Annotated in this window: 17 protein-coding genes and 3 tRNA genes; 8 read left to right on the top strand and 12 right to left on the bottom strand. The window is 65.2% G+C overall.

Annotated elements, in window-relative coordinates:
* Nucleotides 1-3: 3 nt before the first annotated feature.
* From AC3WTC_RS08700 to AC3WTC_RS08720, 5 genes are all read right to left on the bottom strand, one after another.
* Entirely contained in the window at nucleotides 4-666 is a 663-nt protein-coding gene (locus tag AC3WTC_RS08700; protein WP_492711300.1) for a MotA/TolQ/ExbB proton channel family protein, read from the bottom strand.
* A 3-nt stretch (nucleotides 667-669) separates the two neighbouring features.
* Nucleotides 670-2616: a DNA internalization-related competence protein ComEC/Rec2 gene (locus AC3WTC_RS08705; protein WP_309598822.1), complete on the bottom strand. Its 1947-nt coding sequence runs from the start codon at nucleotides 2614-2616 to the stop codon at nucleotides 670-672.
* A gap of 37 nt (nucleotides 2617-2653) precedes the next feature.
* Nucleotides 2654-3082, bottom strand: a complete 429-nt coding sequence (locus AC3WTC_RS08710) for a DUF4131 domain-containing protein (RefSeq protein ID WP_492711301.1) — start codon at nucleotides 3080-3082, stop codon at nucleotides 2654-2656.
* A gap of 70 nt (nucleotides 3083-3152) precedes the next feature.
* The gene (locus AC3WTC_RS08715; RefSeq protein WP_032975720.1) at nucleotides 3153-4496 is read right to left on the bottom strand and encodes a sensor histidine kinase; all 1344 of its coding nucleotides are present in this window, start codon (nucleotides 4494-4496) and stop codon (nucleotides 3153-3155) included.
* Between the two features lies 1 nt (nucleotide 4497).
* Nucleotides 4498-5169, bottom strand: coding sequence for a response regulator transcription factor (locus AC3WTC_RS08720; RefSeq protein WP_025875225.1), 672 nt, complete (start codon nucleotides 5167-5169; stop codon nucleotides 4498-4500).
* Between the two features lie 144 nt (nucleotides 5170-5313).
* Between AC3WTC_RS08720 and AC3WTC_RS08725 the strand changes: the two genes are divergently transcribed.
* Entirely contained in the window at nucleotides 5314-6081 is a 768-nt protein-coding gene (locus AC3WTC_RS08725) for a MipA/OmpV family protein (protein WP_492711302.1), read from the top strand.
* Between the two features lie 39 nt (nucleotides 6082-6120).
* Entirely contained in the window at nucleotides 6121-6408 is a 288-nt protein-coding gene (locus AC3WTC_RS08730) for a hypothetical protein (RefSeq protein WP_025875229.1), read from the top strand.
* 8 nt (nucleotides 6409-6416) lie between these two features.
* Here the strand turns inward: AC3WTC_RS08730 and AC3WTC_RS08735 are convergent, their stop codons facing one another.
* Nucleotides 6417-6557, bottom strand: coding sequence for a hypothetical protein (locus tag AC3WTC_RS08735; protein WP_162887621.1), 141 nt, complete (start codon nucleotides 6555-6557; stop codon nucleotides 6417-6419).
* Nucleotides 6558-6664: 107 nt separating this feature from the next.
* Between AC3WTC_RS08735 and AC3WTC_RS08740 the strand changes: the two genes are divergently transcribed.
* From AC3WTC_RS08740 to AC3WTC_RS08760, 5 genes are all read left to right on the top strand, one after another.
* On the top strand, nucleotides 6665-7234 hold the full coding sequence (locus AC3WTC_RS08740; protein ID WP_025875231.1) for a peroxiredoxin family protein: 570 nt from the start codon (nucleotides 6665-6667) through the stop codon (nucleotides 7232-7234).
* A gap of 11 nt (nucleotides 7235-7245) precedes the next feature.
* On the top strand, nucleotides 7246-7440 hold the full coding sequence (locus AC3WTC_RS08745; RefSeq protein WP_312400559.1) for a hypothetical protein: 195 nt from the start codon (nucleotides 7246-7248) through the stop codon (nucleotides 7438-7440).
* Between the two features lie 65 nt (nucleotides 7441-7505).
* On the top strand, nucleotides 7506-7697 hold the full coding sequence (locus AC3WTC_RS08750; RefSeq protein WP_025875235.1) for a hypothetical protein: 192 nt from the start codon (nucleotides 7506-7508) through the stop codon (nucleotides 7695-7697).
* 31 nt (nucleotides 7698-7728) lie between these two features.
* Nucleotides 7729-7926, top strand: a complete 198-nt coding sequence (locus tag AC3WTC_RS08755; RefSeq protein ID WP_093817838.1) for a hypothetical protein — start codon at nucleotides 7729-7731, stop codon at nucleotides 7924-7926.
* 242 nt (nucleotides 7927-8168) lie between these two features.
* Nucleotides 8169-8501, top strand: a complete 333-nt coding sequence (locus tag AC3WTC_RS08760) for a hypothetical protein (RefSeq protein ID WP_033830769.1) — start codon at nucleotides 8169-8171, stop codon at nucleotides 8499-8501.
* 112 nt (nucleotides 8502-8613) lie between these two features.
* On the opposite strand, the gene AC3WTC_RS08765 is transcribed toward AC3WTC_RS08760, so the two are convergent.
* The 3 genes from AC3WTC_RS08765 to uvrB form a co-directional block, all read right to left on the bottom strand.
* Nucleotides 8614-8688 (bottom strand) — tRNA-Val (locus AC3WTC_RS08765).
* Nucleotides 8689-8785: 97 nt separating this feature from the next.
* A tRNA-Val gene (locus AC3WTC_RS08770) sits at nucleotides 8786-8860 on the bottom strand.
* 107 nt (nucleotides 8861-8967) lie between these two features.
* Complete coding sequence (gene uvrB / locus AC3WTC_RS08775) at nucleotides 8968-10992, bottom strand: excinuclease ABC subunit UvrB (protein WP_025875241.1); 2025 nt, start codon at nucleotides 10990-10992, stop codon at nucleotides 8968-8970.
* Nucleotides 10993-11168: 176 nt separating this feature from the next.
* Between uvrB and AC3WTC_RS08780 the strand changes: the two genes are divergently transcribed.
* Nucleotides 11169-11663, top strand: coding sequence for a GspH/FimT family pseudopilin (locus tag AC3WTC_RS08780; RefSeq protein ID WP_059063703.1), 495 nt, complete (start codon nucleotides 11169-11171; stop codon nucleotides 11661-11663).
* Nucleotides 11664-11715: 52 nt separating this feature from the next.
* On the opposite strand, the gene AC3WTC_RS08785 is transcribed toward AC3WTC_RS08780, so the two are convergent.
* The 3 genes from AC3WTC_RS08785 to AC3WTC_RS08795 all read right to left on the bottom strand — a co-directional run bounded on the left by AC3WTC_RS08785 (nucleotide 11716) and on the right by AC3WTC_RS08795 (nucleotide 16030).
* Nucleotides 11716-11792: transfer RNA gene (locus tag AC3WTC_RS08785), tRNA-Asn, on the bottom strand.
* 45 nt (nucleotides 11793-11837) lie between these two features.
* The gene (locus AC3WTC_RS08790) at nucleotides 11838-12245 is read right to left on the bottom strand and encodes a type IV pilin protein (RefSeq protein WP_025875246.1); all 408 of its coding nucleotides are present in this window, start codon (nucleotides 12243-12245) and stop codon (nucleotides 11838-11840) included.
* A gap of 23 nt (nucleotides 12246-12268) precedes the next feature.
* Complete coding sequence (locus tag AC3WTC_RS08795; protein WP_080149293.1) at nucleotides 12269-16030, bottom strand: pilus assembly protein; 3762 nt, start codon at nucleotides 16028-16030, stop codon at nucleotides 12269-12271.
* Nucleotides 16031-16039: the final 9 nt, after the last annotated feature.

A 16039-nucleotide genomic window follows, 5' to 3' on the forward strand; every position in this document is an offset into this window, starting at 1 on the left:
CGATCAGGCCTTTGCCGTAGCGGCGGAAGACGCGCGCGCAGCGGGGGCCAGGGTCATCACCCCGGGGCGACCGTCCAGCGTATCCAGCAGCGCGCTGGCTTCCTGCTCCATCTCCACCACGTAGCCGTGGATGCGGCCCTTGAAGAAGCGGTGGAACATCAGCGCCGGGATCGCCACGATCATGCCGGTGGCGGTGCACACCAGTGCCTTGCCGATACCGCCGGCAAGCTGGTTCACATCACCCACGCCGTGGTCGAGGATGCCCAGGAACATCTGGATCATGCCGACCACGGTGCCCAGCAGGCCCAGCAACGGGCCGGCCGAGGCGATGGTGCCCAGCGCGTTGAGGAAACGCTCCATGCGGTGCACCAGATGGCGACCGGTGTCCTCGATGCGCTCGCGGATCTGGTCGCGCGGGCGGTTGCGCGCTTCCAGCGCGGCGGCCAGCAGGGCACCCAACGGTGAATTGGCACGCAGGGTCTGCAGGTGCGCCGGGTCCAGCTTGCCGCGCGCGGCCCAGTTGCGGACCTCCTGGCCCAGGCCAGGCGGCAGCACCTCGTTACGCCGCAAGGACCAGAAACGCTCCAGGACGATCGCCAAAGCCAGTACGCCCAACAGCAGCAGCGGCACCATCGGCCAGCCACCGGCCTTGACCAGTTCCCACACGTTTCAACCCTCCGGCCCAGCGGCCGCTTGTTCGATCGGCGATAGGATAGCAGCCGACCGCGCCCGCCCAGCGGCATCCCACCACCGGGCGGCGTGGATACGCTGTTCACGCAGCTGCAGGCCTTGTGCGCCAAGCCATACGCGGATCGCGCCGGACTCGGCGGTGGACAGCACTTCGGCGCCCGCCGCCTGCCAGCGCCGCACCACGTCACGTTTCGGGTGGCCAAAGTGGTTCCGGTGCCCGGCCGAGACCAGCGCCAGCTGCGGCGCTACCGCCTTCACCCAGTCCGGCGTGGAACTGCCTCCGCTGCCGTGATGGGGCACCAGCACCACGTCCGCACGCAGCATATCGGCAGCACCCGCCAGCAGCGCCTGTTCGCCTTGCCGGCCGATGTCACCGGGCAGCAGCACCACCCCGTGCGCGCCAGCAACCCGCAGCACGCAACTGGCTTCGTTGTCGGCGCCCTTCCCGCCAACGGCAGGGAACGCGGCGGGCGGATGCAGCACCTGGAAATCGACCCCGTCCCATTGCCAGCGCAGGCCCTGTTGGCAGCTACCGGCCGTGGCAATCGCACTGCCCGGTGGAGCCAGTACGTGCAGACCCGGCAATTGCCGGCGCAGCGCGGCGAGGTTGCCGCTGTGGTCCAGGTGGTCGTGACTGATCATCACCTGTGCCGGCGGCTCCTGTCCCAACGCCCGCAACGTCGGCAGCAGCATCCGCTCCTCGCCCTCGCTGCCGGCTGGCGGGCCGACGTCATACCAGAGTGCGTGCTGGGCGGTCCGCAGCAGCACCGCCGCGCCCTGGCCGACATCGTGCACCACCAGTTCCAGCTCACCCTGCTGCGGCCCCGACCGTGCCGGCCACAGCAACGGCAGGCACAGCAGAGAACCGGCAAGCCCGGCCCCGGCACCGCGTGGCAACAGCCACCAGAACACCCCCAGCAAGGCCGCCGGCAACGCCCAGGCCGGCGCCTGCGCCAGCCACCACATCGCCTGTGGGTGCTCGGCCAAGGGTTGCAGCAGCTGCCAACTGGCCTCGAACACCCAGGCAGCCGTGCGCCAAGGCCACTGCCCTGCCCCGGTGCGCAGGGCCTCCAGAGCGGTTCCCAGCAGAGCCAGAGGCACCACCAGCAGGCTCCACAGCGGAATGATCGGCAGGTTCACCAGCGGCCCCAGCCGTGCGCTGCCACCGAACAGTGCCACCGCCAGCGGCAGCAGAGCGACGCTGGCCACCCCCTGCCCTGCCAGAGCGCCACGCAGCATCGCGGCGAACCCCTTCGGCCGCCCCTGCGGCAGGCACCACAGCAACCACAGCACCCCACCGAAACTGAGCCAGAAGCCCGCAGACAGCACCGACAGCGGTGCCGGCAGCAGCATCGCCAGCGCGGCCAGCGCCGGCCCCTGCGCTACCGTCACCGGACGGCGGGCAACGCGCGCCAGGGCCAGCACCGCGATCATCAGCGCAGTACGCACGGTCGGCAGCTCGCTGCCTGCAACAACGGCATAGCCGGCTGCTGCCGCCGCCGCCGCACAGGCCGCCGCCTGCGGTCGTGGCCAGAACCGGGCAAGCCCAGGCCAGGATCGCCAGAGCGCAGAACACAGCAATGCGGCGAAGCCCGCGACCAGGCCGACATGGAAGCCGGAGATGGCGATCAGGTGGGTCAGGCCCAGCGCGCGCAGCTGCGCCCAATCGACGTCGGACAGGCCACGCGTATCGCCCAGTGCCAAGGCCTGGATGAATCGCGCCGACGGGTGTGCGATCTGCCTGGCAATGGCGGCACTGGTGCGCTCGCGCCACGCAGGTAGACCATGCGCAGGGCGCAGCTGTCGCGTGGAATTCGAATCGCGCACGCTGGCGTTCCCTGCCAGCCCACGCAGCAGCGCTTGCCGCTCGCCATCGAAGCCCCCCGGATTGATGCGTGAACGTGGTGGTCGCACGCGCAGCGACAACTGCCAATCCGCCCCGGCGTGCAGGAGACGTCTCTGATCAAGCCCGGCGTCGGTCGGCCCCCCCCCGTGGCGCGTGCCAGAGCACCTGCAGCCGCTTTCCACGCAGCGTCGGCATCGCATCGGACGCATCCACCCGGAACTCAAACCGGGTGTATGCAGGCGTTTCCTTCGGCAGTTCGATGACCTGCCCCCGGACGAGCACATCCTGCGCGGCAGAACCGGCCGGCAGCTGCGCCTGCATTGCCCAATACCCGTGGCAGCAAGTCCAGGCCAAGCCGAACAGCAAGGCAGCCGCCACGCGTCCGCACCAGCGCACCACCCAGCCCAACGCGGCCACGGCGGTCGCCGCAACAGAAGCCCACAGCGGTGGCAACACCGGCAGCAGCACGCAGACCAACGCACCGGCAACCAGAGCGGCAGCACACGCGGGGCCAAACAGGGGCGACAAGGTCCGATCGGCAGCCATCGACACAGCGTGCCGAGGCGCGGCCTCACCCAGCCATCAGGCAACGCCGTGTGGCGTTGTCAGCGCCCGGCTAGCGACGCACGCTGCCGCGGTGGAAGTTGACCCGGAAGCTCGCGCCGCCCCCAACGGCCTCGCCCACGCTCACCGTGCCGCCGTGGTGCTGCACGATCTCCTTGACCAGATGCAGGCCGAGGCCGCTGCCACTGCCAGCAGCACGCAGGCGGTGGAACGGCTCGAAGATCGCCTCGCGGTCACCGACCGGCACGCCGGCTCCCTGGTCGCTGACTTCCAGCAGGCCCTGCCGGTCCAGACGCACGCAGATGGTGCCGCGCCCGCCGCCATGGACGATGGCGTTGTGCACCAGGTTGGCGATCACCCGCCCCAGGGCGAGGCCATCGCCATGGATCCATACTGGCGTCTCCGGCGCATCCACTTCAAAGCCGTATCCGGCGCCAACGACCAGGGGCGCAAGGTCGGCGGCCGCTTCGCGCACGACATGCGCAAGGTCCAGGCGCTGCAGCGCTGCGACGTTCCGGTCCAGGCGCTGCAGGTCGAGCAGGTGCTCGGCGACGTTGCCGAGACGGGCGACATCGGTCAGCAGCTGCGATTTGAGCTCCCCCTGCGGCAACTGCGACAAGCGCGCCTGTACCACCGCAATCGGTACTCGCAGTTCATGGGCGGCGTCGGCCAGGAATTTATCGCGTGCTGCGTAGCCCTGCTGCACCTTGTCGATCGCATCGTTGAACGCTTCGACCAGAGGTGCGACCTCGGTCGACACCAGCTGCGCGTCCAGGCGCGCACCGGGCTGGCCGATATCCAGCTCCTTGGCCTGCTGCGCGGACCGGCGCACGCCACGCATGGCGCGATGGATCACCGTCGGCATCACCAGCAGCGTGACCACGATCAACGGCAGGAAGAACCACAGGCCGATCAGCCGCAGCACCATCAATGCGCCATCCAGCAGGCCGCCCTTCGGCGCCCCGCCCACCATCACCGTGATGCGGCGGCCGTCTTCGTTGCGGATCATCACCCGCGCCACATCCAGGTACGGCGGTACCAGCGATCCCAGCTCGGTGGCACCCAGTGTCGGCAGGCGGGCCAGCAGCGGCGCGTGGATGGCAGGCAGCGTGCCGCGCTGCAGCCATGCACCGCGATCGTCCACCGCCGCGAACCACAGGTTGCCACCGGCACGCGCATCGAGCTTCTGCCAGCGTGCTTCGTCCAGCACCAGACGGCCGCCTTCGCTGTGCACCGCATTGGCTGCGCTCTCGGCCATGAACATGTCCATGCCCCAGGTGTCCTTGTCGCCCCAGGTCAGGATCAGCGCGACGACGGCGAACAACACCGTGAAGGCCTGCGCCAGGAACAGCCGCCACGCCAGTCCAAGGGTGATCGAACGGATCGGTCGTGCCATCTCAGGCCTCCGCCAGCAGATAGCCGACGCCGCGGATCACGTGGATTTCCACGCCTGCCCCGGCCTGCTGCAGCGCCTTGCGCAGCTTTGAAATATGCGCATCGAGCGCATTGGACTGGATCTCATCATCGAATCCGTACACCGCCGCTTCCAGCGCACTGCGGGTGACCGTGCGCCCCTGCCGCATCGCCAGCGCCTGCAGCACCAGCACCTGCCGCCGCGGCAGTGCGACTGGCTGGCCATCCACCTGCGCCTGCAGCGATTCGAAATCGAACTCCAGCCGGCCCAGCCGCAACCGGGGGGTCACCATCGCCGACGGTCGACGCGAGACGGCGCGGATGCGCGCCATCAGCTCTTCGATCGCCACCGGCTTGACCAGGTAGTCATCGGCACCGACATCCAGCCCCTCCACCTTGTCCGACAGCCCACCCTTGGCAGTGAGCATGATCACCGCCAGGTTCGGCCGCAGCGCACGGGCAGTCGCCACGAAGCCCACGCCATCACCATCGGGCAGCTGCCGATCGAGCAGCATCAGCTGATGCACCGGCTCACGCAGGGCGAGCGCAGCCTCGGCCAGGCTGCCGACCACGTCGGCGACCACACCCTGGCGCTCAAGCCCGGACTGCAGGGCTCGCGAGAGATCGGGATCATCTTCGACCAGGAGAATGCGCATCAGGGGCTCGGCAACCGGAAACGGTGCCGATCATAGTGCCTTCGGCGTGCAGGTGGCGGCGATGCCAGCAGATTGCGCCTGCGCAATGTTCCGACAATGTTGCGCGCGCAGCATGCATCGCCATCCCTGCAACGCACTACATCGATGACCTCACTGTCCCCCGCCCTGCTGCGCCCCCTGCTGTGCACCGTCGCTCTCTCCACGCCGCTGCTGGCCACCGCGCAGGAACAGGCTCCGGGGGTACAGGCCGGCATCACCTTCGGCGCGACCACTGGCGCCTACGCGCACTATGACGACAAGCCGCTGGTGCTGCCGGCGCTGTCCTGGCAGGGCAAGCGCTTCTTCGCCAGCCCCGGTTCGCTTGGCATGAACCTCTACAAGGCCGACGGCCTGCGCCTGTCGGCGGTGGCGACGCCCTACACGTTGCGCTTCAAGACCGACGACGTGAACGATCCGCAGCTGCGCCACCTGCACAGCCGGCAGATGTCGGCGATGGTCGGCATCAATGCCGACTACAGCGCCGACTGGGGCGCGGTGGCGGCCAGCGTGAAGCGCGAAGTGAGCGGGCACGGCGGCGGTGTTGAATCCAGCCTGCATTACAGCTATCCGATCCAGGCCGGCCGTTTCACTTGGGTGCCGCGCGTGGGCGTGGTGCATTCCAGCGCCCGCCTGCTCGACTACTACTACGGCATCAGTGACGAAGAAGCGCTGCGCTCCGGGCTGGCGGCCTACAAGCCCGGCAGTGCCACCTCGCCGAGCCTGCAGATCGCGGTCAGCACGCCCCTGGGTACGAAATGGCGCGCGACCGGCGTCGTCGCCAACCAGTGGTTCGGTGATGCCGTCGAAGACAGCCCGATGGCACGGCGCAGCAGCCAGACCTCCGCTTTCATCTCGCTGATGCGCGCGTTCTGACCGAACCTGCATCCACCCAACGGACAACAAGGATCCCGCATGGCCGCTGTCACCCCCACCGCCGATGCCAACGCGATCCTGCGCGCGCCGGATCTGGACAGCGCCGAGCGCGCCTACCTGGGCCTGCTGCCGGACATGGATCATGTGGACGCGTTGACCCGACGTGCACTTGGCCTGTCACGCGCTGCCGATGCTGCGCGCGGATACGCACTGTCGATGACCCTGGTCGGCCTGCGCCTGCAGGAGCTGGAAATGGGCGAGCCGTGTGCGGCCGAATATCGCCAGGCGACGCTGCGCAGCCTGCGCCAGGCCTTCACTGCGGCCTGAGCGTCCCGTCAGCGGAAGGTCGTCCAGGCCAGCACCGCAGACAGCAGTGCGACCCAGATCACGGCCTTGAAGGTGCCTTCCAGCATGTTGCCGCCGAACAGCAGTTCGATGATCGGGTTAGGCCGGGAAACGGGAGCATGGTCACTCATGGTGGCGTCCTGAGGTTTGGGAACTGCGTCACCGATGATACAAAAGCTTGACATTCCTGTTGCTGTTTCCGGTATGGTCGATGCAACGCGGCGTTCAAGGATGATCGATGCTCAAGCGTGCACTGTTTCCCGTAGTCGCCCTGCTGCTGGCCGCACTGGTCATCATGCTCTCCTGGCAGAACCGCCAGTTGCGGCAGGTCAACGAACAGATGGCGGCGCAGCTGCAGCAGACGCAGCTGGACGCGCATGGTCTTGCCACCGGCACCCGGCCTGAACTATTGACCCTGCGGACGACGCAGCAGACCCATGTCGATATCGGTGGCGCGCGCGGCGTGCCGCAGATCCTCTACTTCTTCTCTACCGCCTGCCGTTACTGCCTGGCCTCGGTGCCACAACTGCAGCAGATCGCGGCTGCGCGAGGCAGTGCCGAGCTGGTGGGCGTGGGCCTGCCACCGTACGACCAGCTTGCCGACTACGCAGGCAAGCACGCGCTGGCGTTTCCGATCGCCGTCGACGATCAGGGCGAAGTCTCCAAGCGCTACCGCGCCACGCTGACACCGATGCTGATGGTGCTGGCCGCGGATGGCAGCATCGCCTACAAGCACGTCGGCCAGCTCGACACCGGGACGGTGCAGGCCGTCGCCAACGCAATGAATCCGGGAAGCCACACCAACTGAAGGAGATACACATGATCGGGAAGAAAACGCTGTTCTCGTCCGTCGCCGGTATCCTCATCGTTGCTGCAATGTCATTCGGGGCCGCACAGGCCTTCGCCACACCGGTGAAGACCGGCTTCGCGCCGGGCTGCGTGGATACCCCCGGATGCATGTTCGGCGGCAATGGCCGCGCCGGCGGCACGCGCATCTGCTGCGTCGCCAACTGATCCCGCTTCGACACCGCCCCGCACGCGGTGACTTCATTGTCCATCGCCATTCCAAGGAGATACACATGATCGGAAAGAAGAAGCTGTTCTCGTCCATTGCCGGCATCGTTGTCGTGGCCGCCATGTCATTCGGTGCCGCGCAGGCCTTCGCCACTCCGGTGAAGACCGGCTTCGCGCCGGGCTGCAAGGAACATCCGAGCTGCCCCTATGGCAACGCAGGCTCCCACGGCCTGCTGGCCTGCTGCGATCCCATGTAACCCGCCTCGAAGCTCTGCAAAGGAGATACAGATGATCGGAAAGAAGAAGCTGTTCTCGTCCATTGCCGGCATCGTCGTCGTGGCCGCCATGTCATTCGGCGCCGCGCAGGCCTTCGCGACCACCCCTGCCAAGGCCGGGTTCGCACCGGGCTGTGAGTACACGCCGGGCTGTCCTTACGGCGGCAACGGCCGCTGGAGCGGCGGACGCGTCTGCTGCCAGGTTCCCTGATCCACCCCATCCAGCGCAGGACCTGACTTCGGCTTCCCGGCCACAGTTCCTGCATGGATGAGGCGCCCCGTCTGCACTGGGCGTTGCACCGGGCCGTCCGATTGGGCGGCCCTTTTTTCTGCGGCCCGGATTCATCCTTGCAGACGGCGCTTGGCACGCGCTTTTCCGGTCTTCGTCGCATGCCGATTTCACAGCGCAGGCCACAGTGCAACGCTGGGCTCCCTTCTCCGGAGCACCGTGCCATGCCGATGCTTGCCCTGCTGCTGTTGATGGCCGGTCTGTGCAACCGCGACGGCGGTACCGGAAGCGATTCGCTGCGGATGCAGATCCTGCAGGCCGACGCCCAACGTGCCGCCCGCGCGCCTGCCAGCTACGGCCAGACGGACAGCCAGAGCGTGCAGATCCTGCGCCTGAGTGCGGATCGCGTACTGCAGGTGGCCCACGCTCGCGTGCACGGTGATGCCGACGGTAAACAGCGCGGGCAATCGCACGCCCGGGGAATGCTGCAACTGTGGCAGCGTGTGAATGGTCATTGGCAGCTGCAGCGCAGCGCCAGTGTCGAGCAACGCGGTTGACGCTGGCAGCAGCCGGCCAGGCTGGAACGAGCGCGGATCGCAGGCACAAAAAAACCGGCCCAGGGCCGGCTTTCATCGTTTCCACCGCTGCTCCGGCCATGCCGGGAACCGGTGGTGGGCGGTACAGGGTTCGAACCTGTGACCCCTACCATGTCAAGGTAGTGCTCTACCGCTGAGCTAACCGCCCAAATATTCCGTGCAGCCCGCAGGCTGGTGCTTCTACGTAAAAACCCGGCGCCAGGGCCGGGCTTTTCATGCTCACGACAGCCCCCTGGGGGACTTCGTGGTGGGCGGTACAGGGTTCGAACCTGTGACCCCTACCATGTCAAGGTAGTGCTCTACCGCTGAGCTAACCGCCCGTTTGTTGCTTCTGCAGCGCCGCGATTGCGTCGGTGCAGGCCGCGTATATTACGGACGACGACCGGCAAGCGCAATACTTTTGTGAAGAAAAGCCGCATTACCGCGTTCAGCCCAGGCTGGCTTCCTTCAGCTGCCTGATCTGGTCGCGCACCCGGGCGGCATCCTCGAATTCCAGGTCCTTGGCATGCTGGTACATCCGCTGCTCCAGGGCCTTGAGGCGAGCGGCCAGCTGCGCCGGACTGAGCGAACGGTAGTCGATCGTGTCCTCTGCCACCCCGGAACGGCCTTTGCCCTTGCCCTTGCGGGACTCCTTCTCGGCGGCGTCCGAGCGTGCCCCCTCCAGCACGTCGACGATCGGCCGCGCCACGGAGCGCGGAGTGATCCCGTGCTCCAGGTTGTACTCGACCTGCTTGGTGCGGCGGCGGTCGGTCTCATCGATCGCTGCCTGCATCGAACGGGTGATCTTGTCCGCATACAGGATCGCCTTGCCGCGCACGTTGCGCGCCGCACGGCCGATGGTCTGGATCAACGAGCCGGTCGAGCGCAGGAAGCCCTCCTTGTCCGCATCTAGGATCGCCACCAGCGAGACCTCGGGCATGTCCAGCCCCTCGCGCAGCAGGTTGATGCCGACCAGCACATCGAACTTGCCCAGACGCAGGTCACGGATGATCTCCACGCGTTCAACGGTATCGATGTCCGAGTGCAGGTAGCGCACGCGGATGCCGTGCTCGGTCAGGTACTCGGTGAGGTTTTCGGCCATGCGCTTGGTCAGGGTGGTGACCAGCACGCGGTCACCGGCCTTGATCCGCTCGTTGGCCTCGCTCATCAGGTCATCGACCTGGGTGCCGACCGGGCGGATCTCCACCACGGGGTCGATCAGCCCGGTCGGGCGCACGACCAGCTCGGCCATGTCCTCTCCGGCCTCGCGGAATTCATACGGACCCGGTGTCGCCGACACATAGATGCTGCGCGGGCAGCGCGCCTCCCACTCCTCGAAGCGCAGCGGACGGTTGTCCAGCGCCGACGGCAGGCGGAAGCCGAACTCGACCAGGGTTTCCTTGCGCGACCGGTCACCCTTGAACATGGCACCGATCTGCGGAATGGTCACGTGCGATTCGTCGATCACCAGCAGCGCATCAGCCGGCAGGTAATCGAACAGGGTCGGCGGCGGCTCGCCCGCGTTCTTGCCGGTCAAATGCCGCGAGTAGTTCTCGATGCCGTTGCAGAAACCGACTTCGGCCATCATTTCGAGGTCGAACTGGGTGCGCTGGGCCAGGCGCTGCGCCTCGACCAGCTTGTTCTGCGCGTACAGCTGCTCCAACCGCTCCTTCAGCTCGACCTTGATGGTCTCCACCGCCGCCAGCACCCGCTCACGCGTGGTCGCGTAGTGGGTCTTCGGGTACACGGTGAAGCGCATGAGGTTGCGCATGGTCTCGCCGGTGAGCGGATCGAACATCGTGATCTTTTCCACCTCGCCATCGAACAGTTCGATGCGCAGGGCCTCACTGTCCGACTCCGCCGGGAACACGTCGATCACTTCACCGCGCACGCGGAAGGTACCGCGCTGCAGCTCGTATTCGTTGCGCGTGTACTGCAGCTGGGTCAGGTGATTGATCAGGTCGCGCTGGTCGATGCGCTCGCCCTTGGACAGGATCAGGCGCAGCGACAGGTAGTCTTCCGGCGCACCCAGGCCGTAGATGGCCGACACGGTCGCCACCACGATCGCATCCGGTCGCGACAGCAGGGTCTTGGTCGCCGCCAGCCGCATCTGTTCGATGTGTTCGTTGATCGAACTGTCCTTCTCGATGAAGGTGTCCGACGACGGCACGTAGGCTTCCGGCTGGTAGTAATCGTAATAGCTGACGAAGTACTCCACCGCGTTGTGCGGGAAGAACGCCTTGAACTCACCGTACAGCTGCGCTGCCAGGGTCTTGTTCGGCGCCATGATCAGCGTCGGCTTCTGCACCTGCTGGATGACGTTGGCGATGGTGTAGGTCTTGCCCGAGCCGGTGACGCCCAGCAGGGTCTGCTTGGCGACGCCGGCCTCGAAATTGCTGGTCAGCTTGGCGATGGCATCGGGCTGGTCTCCCGCCGGCGAATACGGCGAGACAAGTTGAAAACTGTCGCTCATGGTGTTGCCAGGTCTCGGGGAAGGTAAGTATAGGGGGCGTCCGGTGACGGTCGGCTGAGGGGAAGCCGGGGAGACCGGCAGGGGGATGCCCGATGGCGACCCCCATTGAAAGGGGCGACGCTCGCTCCATGACCGCGCCCTTGAAACGCCCCCCTGTCCCCGGCCCCACCCTTGGCATGCAACTGATTGAACTGGTGACGATTATTGCCGTCCTTTCGGTATTGCTGGCGGCAGGATGGCCGACGTTGCAGTCAACACTGCTGCGCCACCGCGCCGACGCACTGCAGCTGACGCTGCATGCCAGTCTCTCCAGCGCGCGCAGCCAAGCGCTGATCCGGCGTGAACTGATCGGCGTGTGCGCCAGCGAAGACGGGCATCAGTGCACGGACGACTGGAGTGCCGGCTGGATCATCTATCGCAGTGGCCTGCGGCGGGGCCCACCAGCAACGCCGGAAGCCATCCTGGCCCATCACCGTGGCCGCGACGATGTCTCGATCCTGGCACACGCCAGCAGCGGACGGCCGCTCCTGTTTTTCCAGGCGGATGGGCGAAGCCCCGGCGCCAATCTGACCCTGCGCATCTGCGCTGGCAGACACCTGCACGGCAAGCTGGTGGTCAACAATGGCGGGCGTACCCGCAGTGAACGCAGCAACCGCGATCTGCCGTGCTGAACAGAGCAAAGAAAAGCAAAAAGCCGCGATTTCTCGCGGCTTCTGCAGTATCTGGCGCCCGAAGTTGGACTCGAACCAACGACCCCCTGATTAACAGTCAAGTGCTCTAACCGGCTGAGCTATTCGGGCGGGGAGGCGCATTGTACTGGTCGAATCCTGGAAGATCAACACCCACTACCAACAATCGGAAACCGCTCCTTCCGAGGTCTTCCGGTTGGCCTGGTCGAGGGTCAGCTTGCCGCAGCTGTCCTTGACCTGCGTACCCGAAGGAGACGCCGTGATCGTGAACGTGGAACCATCGCCCTTGTAACTCAGGTCGTATCGCGTCGCCCCGCCCTCGCGTGGCGAGACCTTGCTGGGCAGGGTGTAGCCCGAGTAGGAATTGTTGCTGGAGTGATAGCGCTCCGCACGTTGCGCGTACTCGGCCAGGTCCGCTTTGGCTACTGCACGGTGTGATCGAAGTACGTACTGCTGGTACGAAGGAATGGCGATGGCCGCCAGGATGCCGATGACGATCACCACGATCATCAATTCGATCAACGTAAAGCCCGCTGAGCGATGAGGCGCACGGAAAGACTGCATGGATGTGGATCCTCGCACAGGGGTCACTGGAGCTGCCGCCAGGACTGGCGACCGCAGGGATAAGGCAGATACAGCGACTGGCTGCCGGCGGCGCCTACCACCATCCAGCAAGAGCTGCCCCCGGGCGGACCTTCCTTGCCACTACCCAGACGCGGTATGACCGACAGTGATACGTCCTTGACCGGCGCGGTTCCCTCGGTCTTCAACGACAGGCCCGCTGTACCCGACGCCGGCTTGACACCCGTGGGTGAACCGGTCCGGACATTCTCCAGGGCAGGCGCACCGGTCAGCGAGGAAAGACCAAACAGCCAGTTCGAACCACTCGTCGAACAGCCAACGGTTTCCAGATTGGGGACATAGGTCGGCATGAACATGATGCCGCTGACCAGCAGTGGATTACCAACGAACCGTTCACCGTTGCTCGCAGGCAGGTTGATCACCCACCCTCGCGCATTGGCCGGCGCAGTCCCTGCCACAATCCTGCGCGCCTCGGCGCCCGTCGCCGGAGCATCCGCGGTATAGGGCGCCAGATTGGCCGAGGTCAAGGTGGATGTGACCCTCTTCCCGCCAATGTCATTGACCGCATACAACGCCTGTCGCGAGGTGTCGTCCTTGTCACTGTAGAACGAGAAGCTGCCCGTACCGAAATACAGCATCACGCCACCCGATGGACCGGTCGCAGCGGTCATGCCGCCCGTGATCGGCTGGCGGAAGTTCCGCGCGCTGGTGTCCTGGCTGACCTGGGTGGTGAATACGGGAACGGTCAGCGCCGTGTTGGAACTATCAGTGAGGTCGAATTTCCAGATGGCGCCACGCTGATCGGCGGCGTAGACGGTATCGGCAAGACCATCGCGACCGCGCAGGTCCTGGCTGTCGCCACGCCAGCGATCCACCACCACCACGTTGCCCAACCCATTGTCTCCGGAGATATTGGCTCCCGAGGCATTGCTCTCTACCGCCTCGATCATCCGCGTGGCGCCGGACGCCATATCCACGACGAACAGTACGGCCTTGCGGCTGGCACTGTTATAGCCGTTGCCGAAGATCGCCTTCCATGCAACCGTCTTGCCTTCCTTCACCGGTACGATCACCGGCTTGCCCAGCACGAAGCCGATGTTGTTGCGCACGCCCTCGGCCAACGACATGTTCAGGTCGCTGATCTCCCAGAGCGCTTGACGCGTGGTAAACGCTGCCGGGTCACTCACGTCCAGCGCAAATACCGAGCGACCACCAGCGCCAGCCGTACCGACCAGTCCCGTCTGCCAGGTGCTGCCTACGAGCATGTCCGAGATGGTGATTGCACCGTCGACGAAATAGCGATGGCGGAAGGTCTGATCAGCGGTATCCGGTTTGTACGGGAACAGCAGGTTGGCCATATGGCCCAGCGAGGTTGAGGGAATGTACGCAAAGCGCTCGGTCCCTCCCGTACTGTCCATCTCACCCGATGCCCCCATTCCACCATCGAAGGCATGCAGCATGCCGTCATTGGCACCGACGTACACCGTGTAACGACCACTCTTCGCCTTGGTGTCCAGGTACTTGGCATAGCTGACGGCATAATCTTCGCCGAGCTGGCGATAGCCGTAGTCATCGGTAGGCGAACTGACCACCGGCGCCGAATTGACGATATCGCCCAGCGGCGTGGTGCGGTCGCGGTACTTGCCGCCGCTGCGCTTTTCCATCGTCGTATCCGCTTTCAGATAGCGGATGGCCGTGTCGATATCAGCATCAATGGACTTCAGCTTGTCAGTAGAGCACACCAGCATCTCTGCGTACTTGCCATCCGGCTTGCTGCACAGATCGGCCAGGCTGATGTCGGCCGAACCGAAGTCAACCAGCGTACCCGCTTTGTTGGCCACGATGCGGCGACCCGTTGAAGCGAGTTTCGTTGACGCCTCCCAGGCCTCGCTGAACACAGCGACCTGGTCACTGTTGATCTTCACGGTCGACGCCTTCAGCTTGCTCGACCAGTCGGTCGCACCATTGCGGATGTCATAGCTTGGCGTCACCGACAGCGAACCTGCGCCAATGCGGGCGCCGGTCATGCCAATGGTTCCCGACGACGACTTGCCGCCGGAAATCGAGGCCAACACACGTCGCATCGCCTCGGTTACATCGGCAGGCGTCTGCGCATTGATGAATTCACCACGGCTGTTGAGCGCGGCGTGCCAGATCTCATCGATGACCGTTCCATCGTCCACCGTCGACGGATCAGGGCTGCCGTTCCAGTTCGGCGGATTCTTGTACGGATCCGCCGTGGCGGCAGCATTCACGCCGTAAATCCGCCCCTGAGCACCAAGCGTGACACCGTAGAAATTCATGTGCAGATCGGCCTGGCAGTCCAGTCGCTTCCACTCCGCGCTGCCTTGGGACAACGTGCCGCAGCGCTCGTCCACCGGCACCTGCCCCTTGGGGAAGCCGGTATCGGAACGAAGCGGCGTCTTGCTGCCCGAGTAATAGGCCGCAGTGATGTCGGCCATCGTATTGCTGTAATTGTCGGCGAAGGGCAGTGTCGGCAGATTCACGGTATTGACCGCGTCCGCGTTGGCGAACGAGCCATTCGGATAGTTCTTGGAATTCGTGTAGCCATCCGTGAACAACATGCCGCCATTGCGCTGGCAGGCGCGGATGACGGGCGCGCCGTCATCGGTACGGCGGAACTGTTCGGCCAGATACTCCACAGCACGACGGTTGGGCGTGCCGCTGATCGGCTTCAATCCGTAGATCTGCTGATAGAGATCGGCGCGGTTGGTCACCAGATCATGCATCTTCACGTTCTTCAGGTCATTGATCGTGAAGTAACCCACCCGCATGTTGTCGACGCCGTACAACGCCTCGGTGGACGCACCGACAATGGCCAGCGTGCGGCTGCGGTGATACTGGAACCAATTGGCGAAGTTCTGCACCGCAGTATCGTAGGCACCATCGATGCTGTAGTTGTCCTTCTTGATCTGATAGCGGCGCAGATTGCACTTGGGCCCACAGGCCCCCTGGATCACCGGTCGATTCGCATCGTCCGACTTGTATCCGTACGGCGCCGGGGAATTCTCCGGCAGGTAGAAGGTCGCCGGGAAGTACTGCACGCCATATTGCACCGCAGAGCCGATGTCACGCGAAGCGGTGCGCCAGGCGTTGTTGCGGTAATACGCATTGTCGGTTCCCGTGAGATCGGGAATCTTCATCCCGTCGACGAACTGGAATCCCTCACCGCTGCTTGAACGGACACTGGTCATGTTGTACGTGATGTCGTACCCCGCAAATCCGGAGCGCGGGTCGACACGCGCCGCCGTGGTACTGGCAGGGTTCCAGCGGGTTCCATCGGCCCTCAGCCACGGCTTGTAGCTGACTGACGGGTTGTAGTAGCTGGCGTTGTAGACGTGCGAGCGGGCGAAGCCGAAGATATCCAGCGGCGGGATCGCACGACCATACGAATAGCGCTCGTTGTAGTTGTTGTGCGCGTAAAGGTAAAGATAGCAATCGACTGAACCGGAGTTGCAGTCCTGCCCAACGCTGTAGAAGCTGCCATTGTTGTTGAAGAAGCTGCCAGTCGACGTGCTGAAGATCAACCGCCCGTCACCGCCCGGGAACATGCGCTCGAAGGTCATCGAATTCGAGTCATCCACGGCCATGATGAACGCAGGCGGTGTCTGCACCTGCACGTTCAAGGGCTCCTGCGCCAACACACCCTGCGCCTGCGCGGCCATCAGGGTATGCACCAGGTAGCCGCCAGCGGCGACAACGGCAAGGCCTACGCCCGCCAGGATCCTGCGATTTCGCGTGTTCATGGGTTCCCC

The organism is Stenotrophomonas sp. FW305-C-20-S1 (assembly GCF_058783335.1).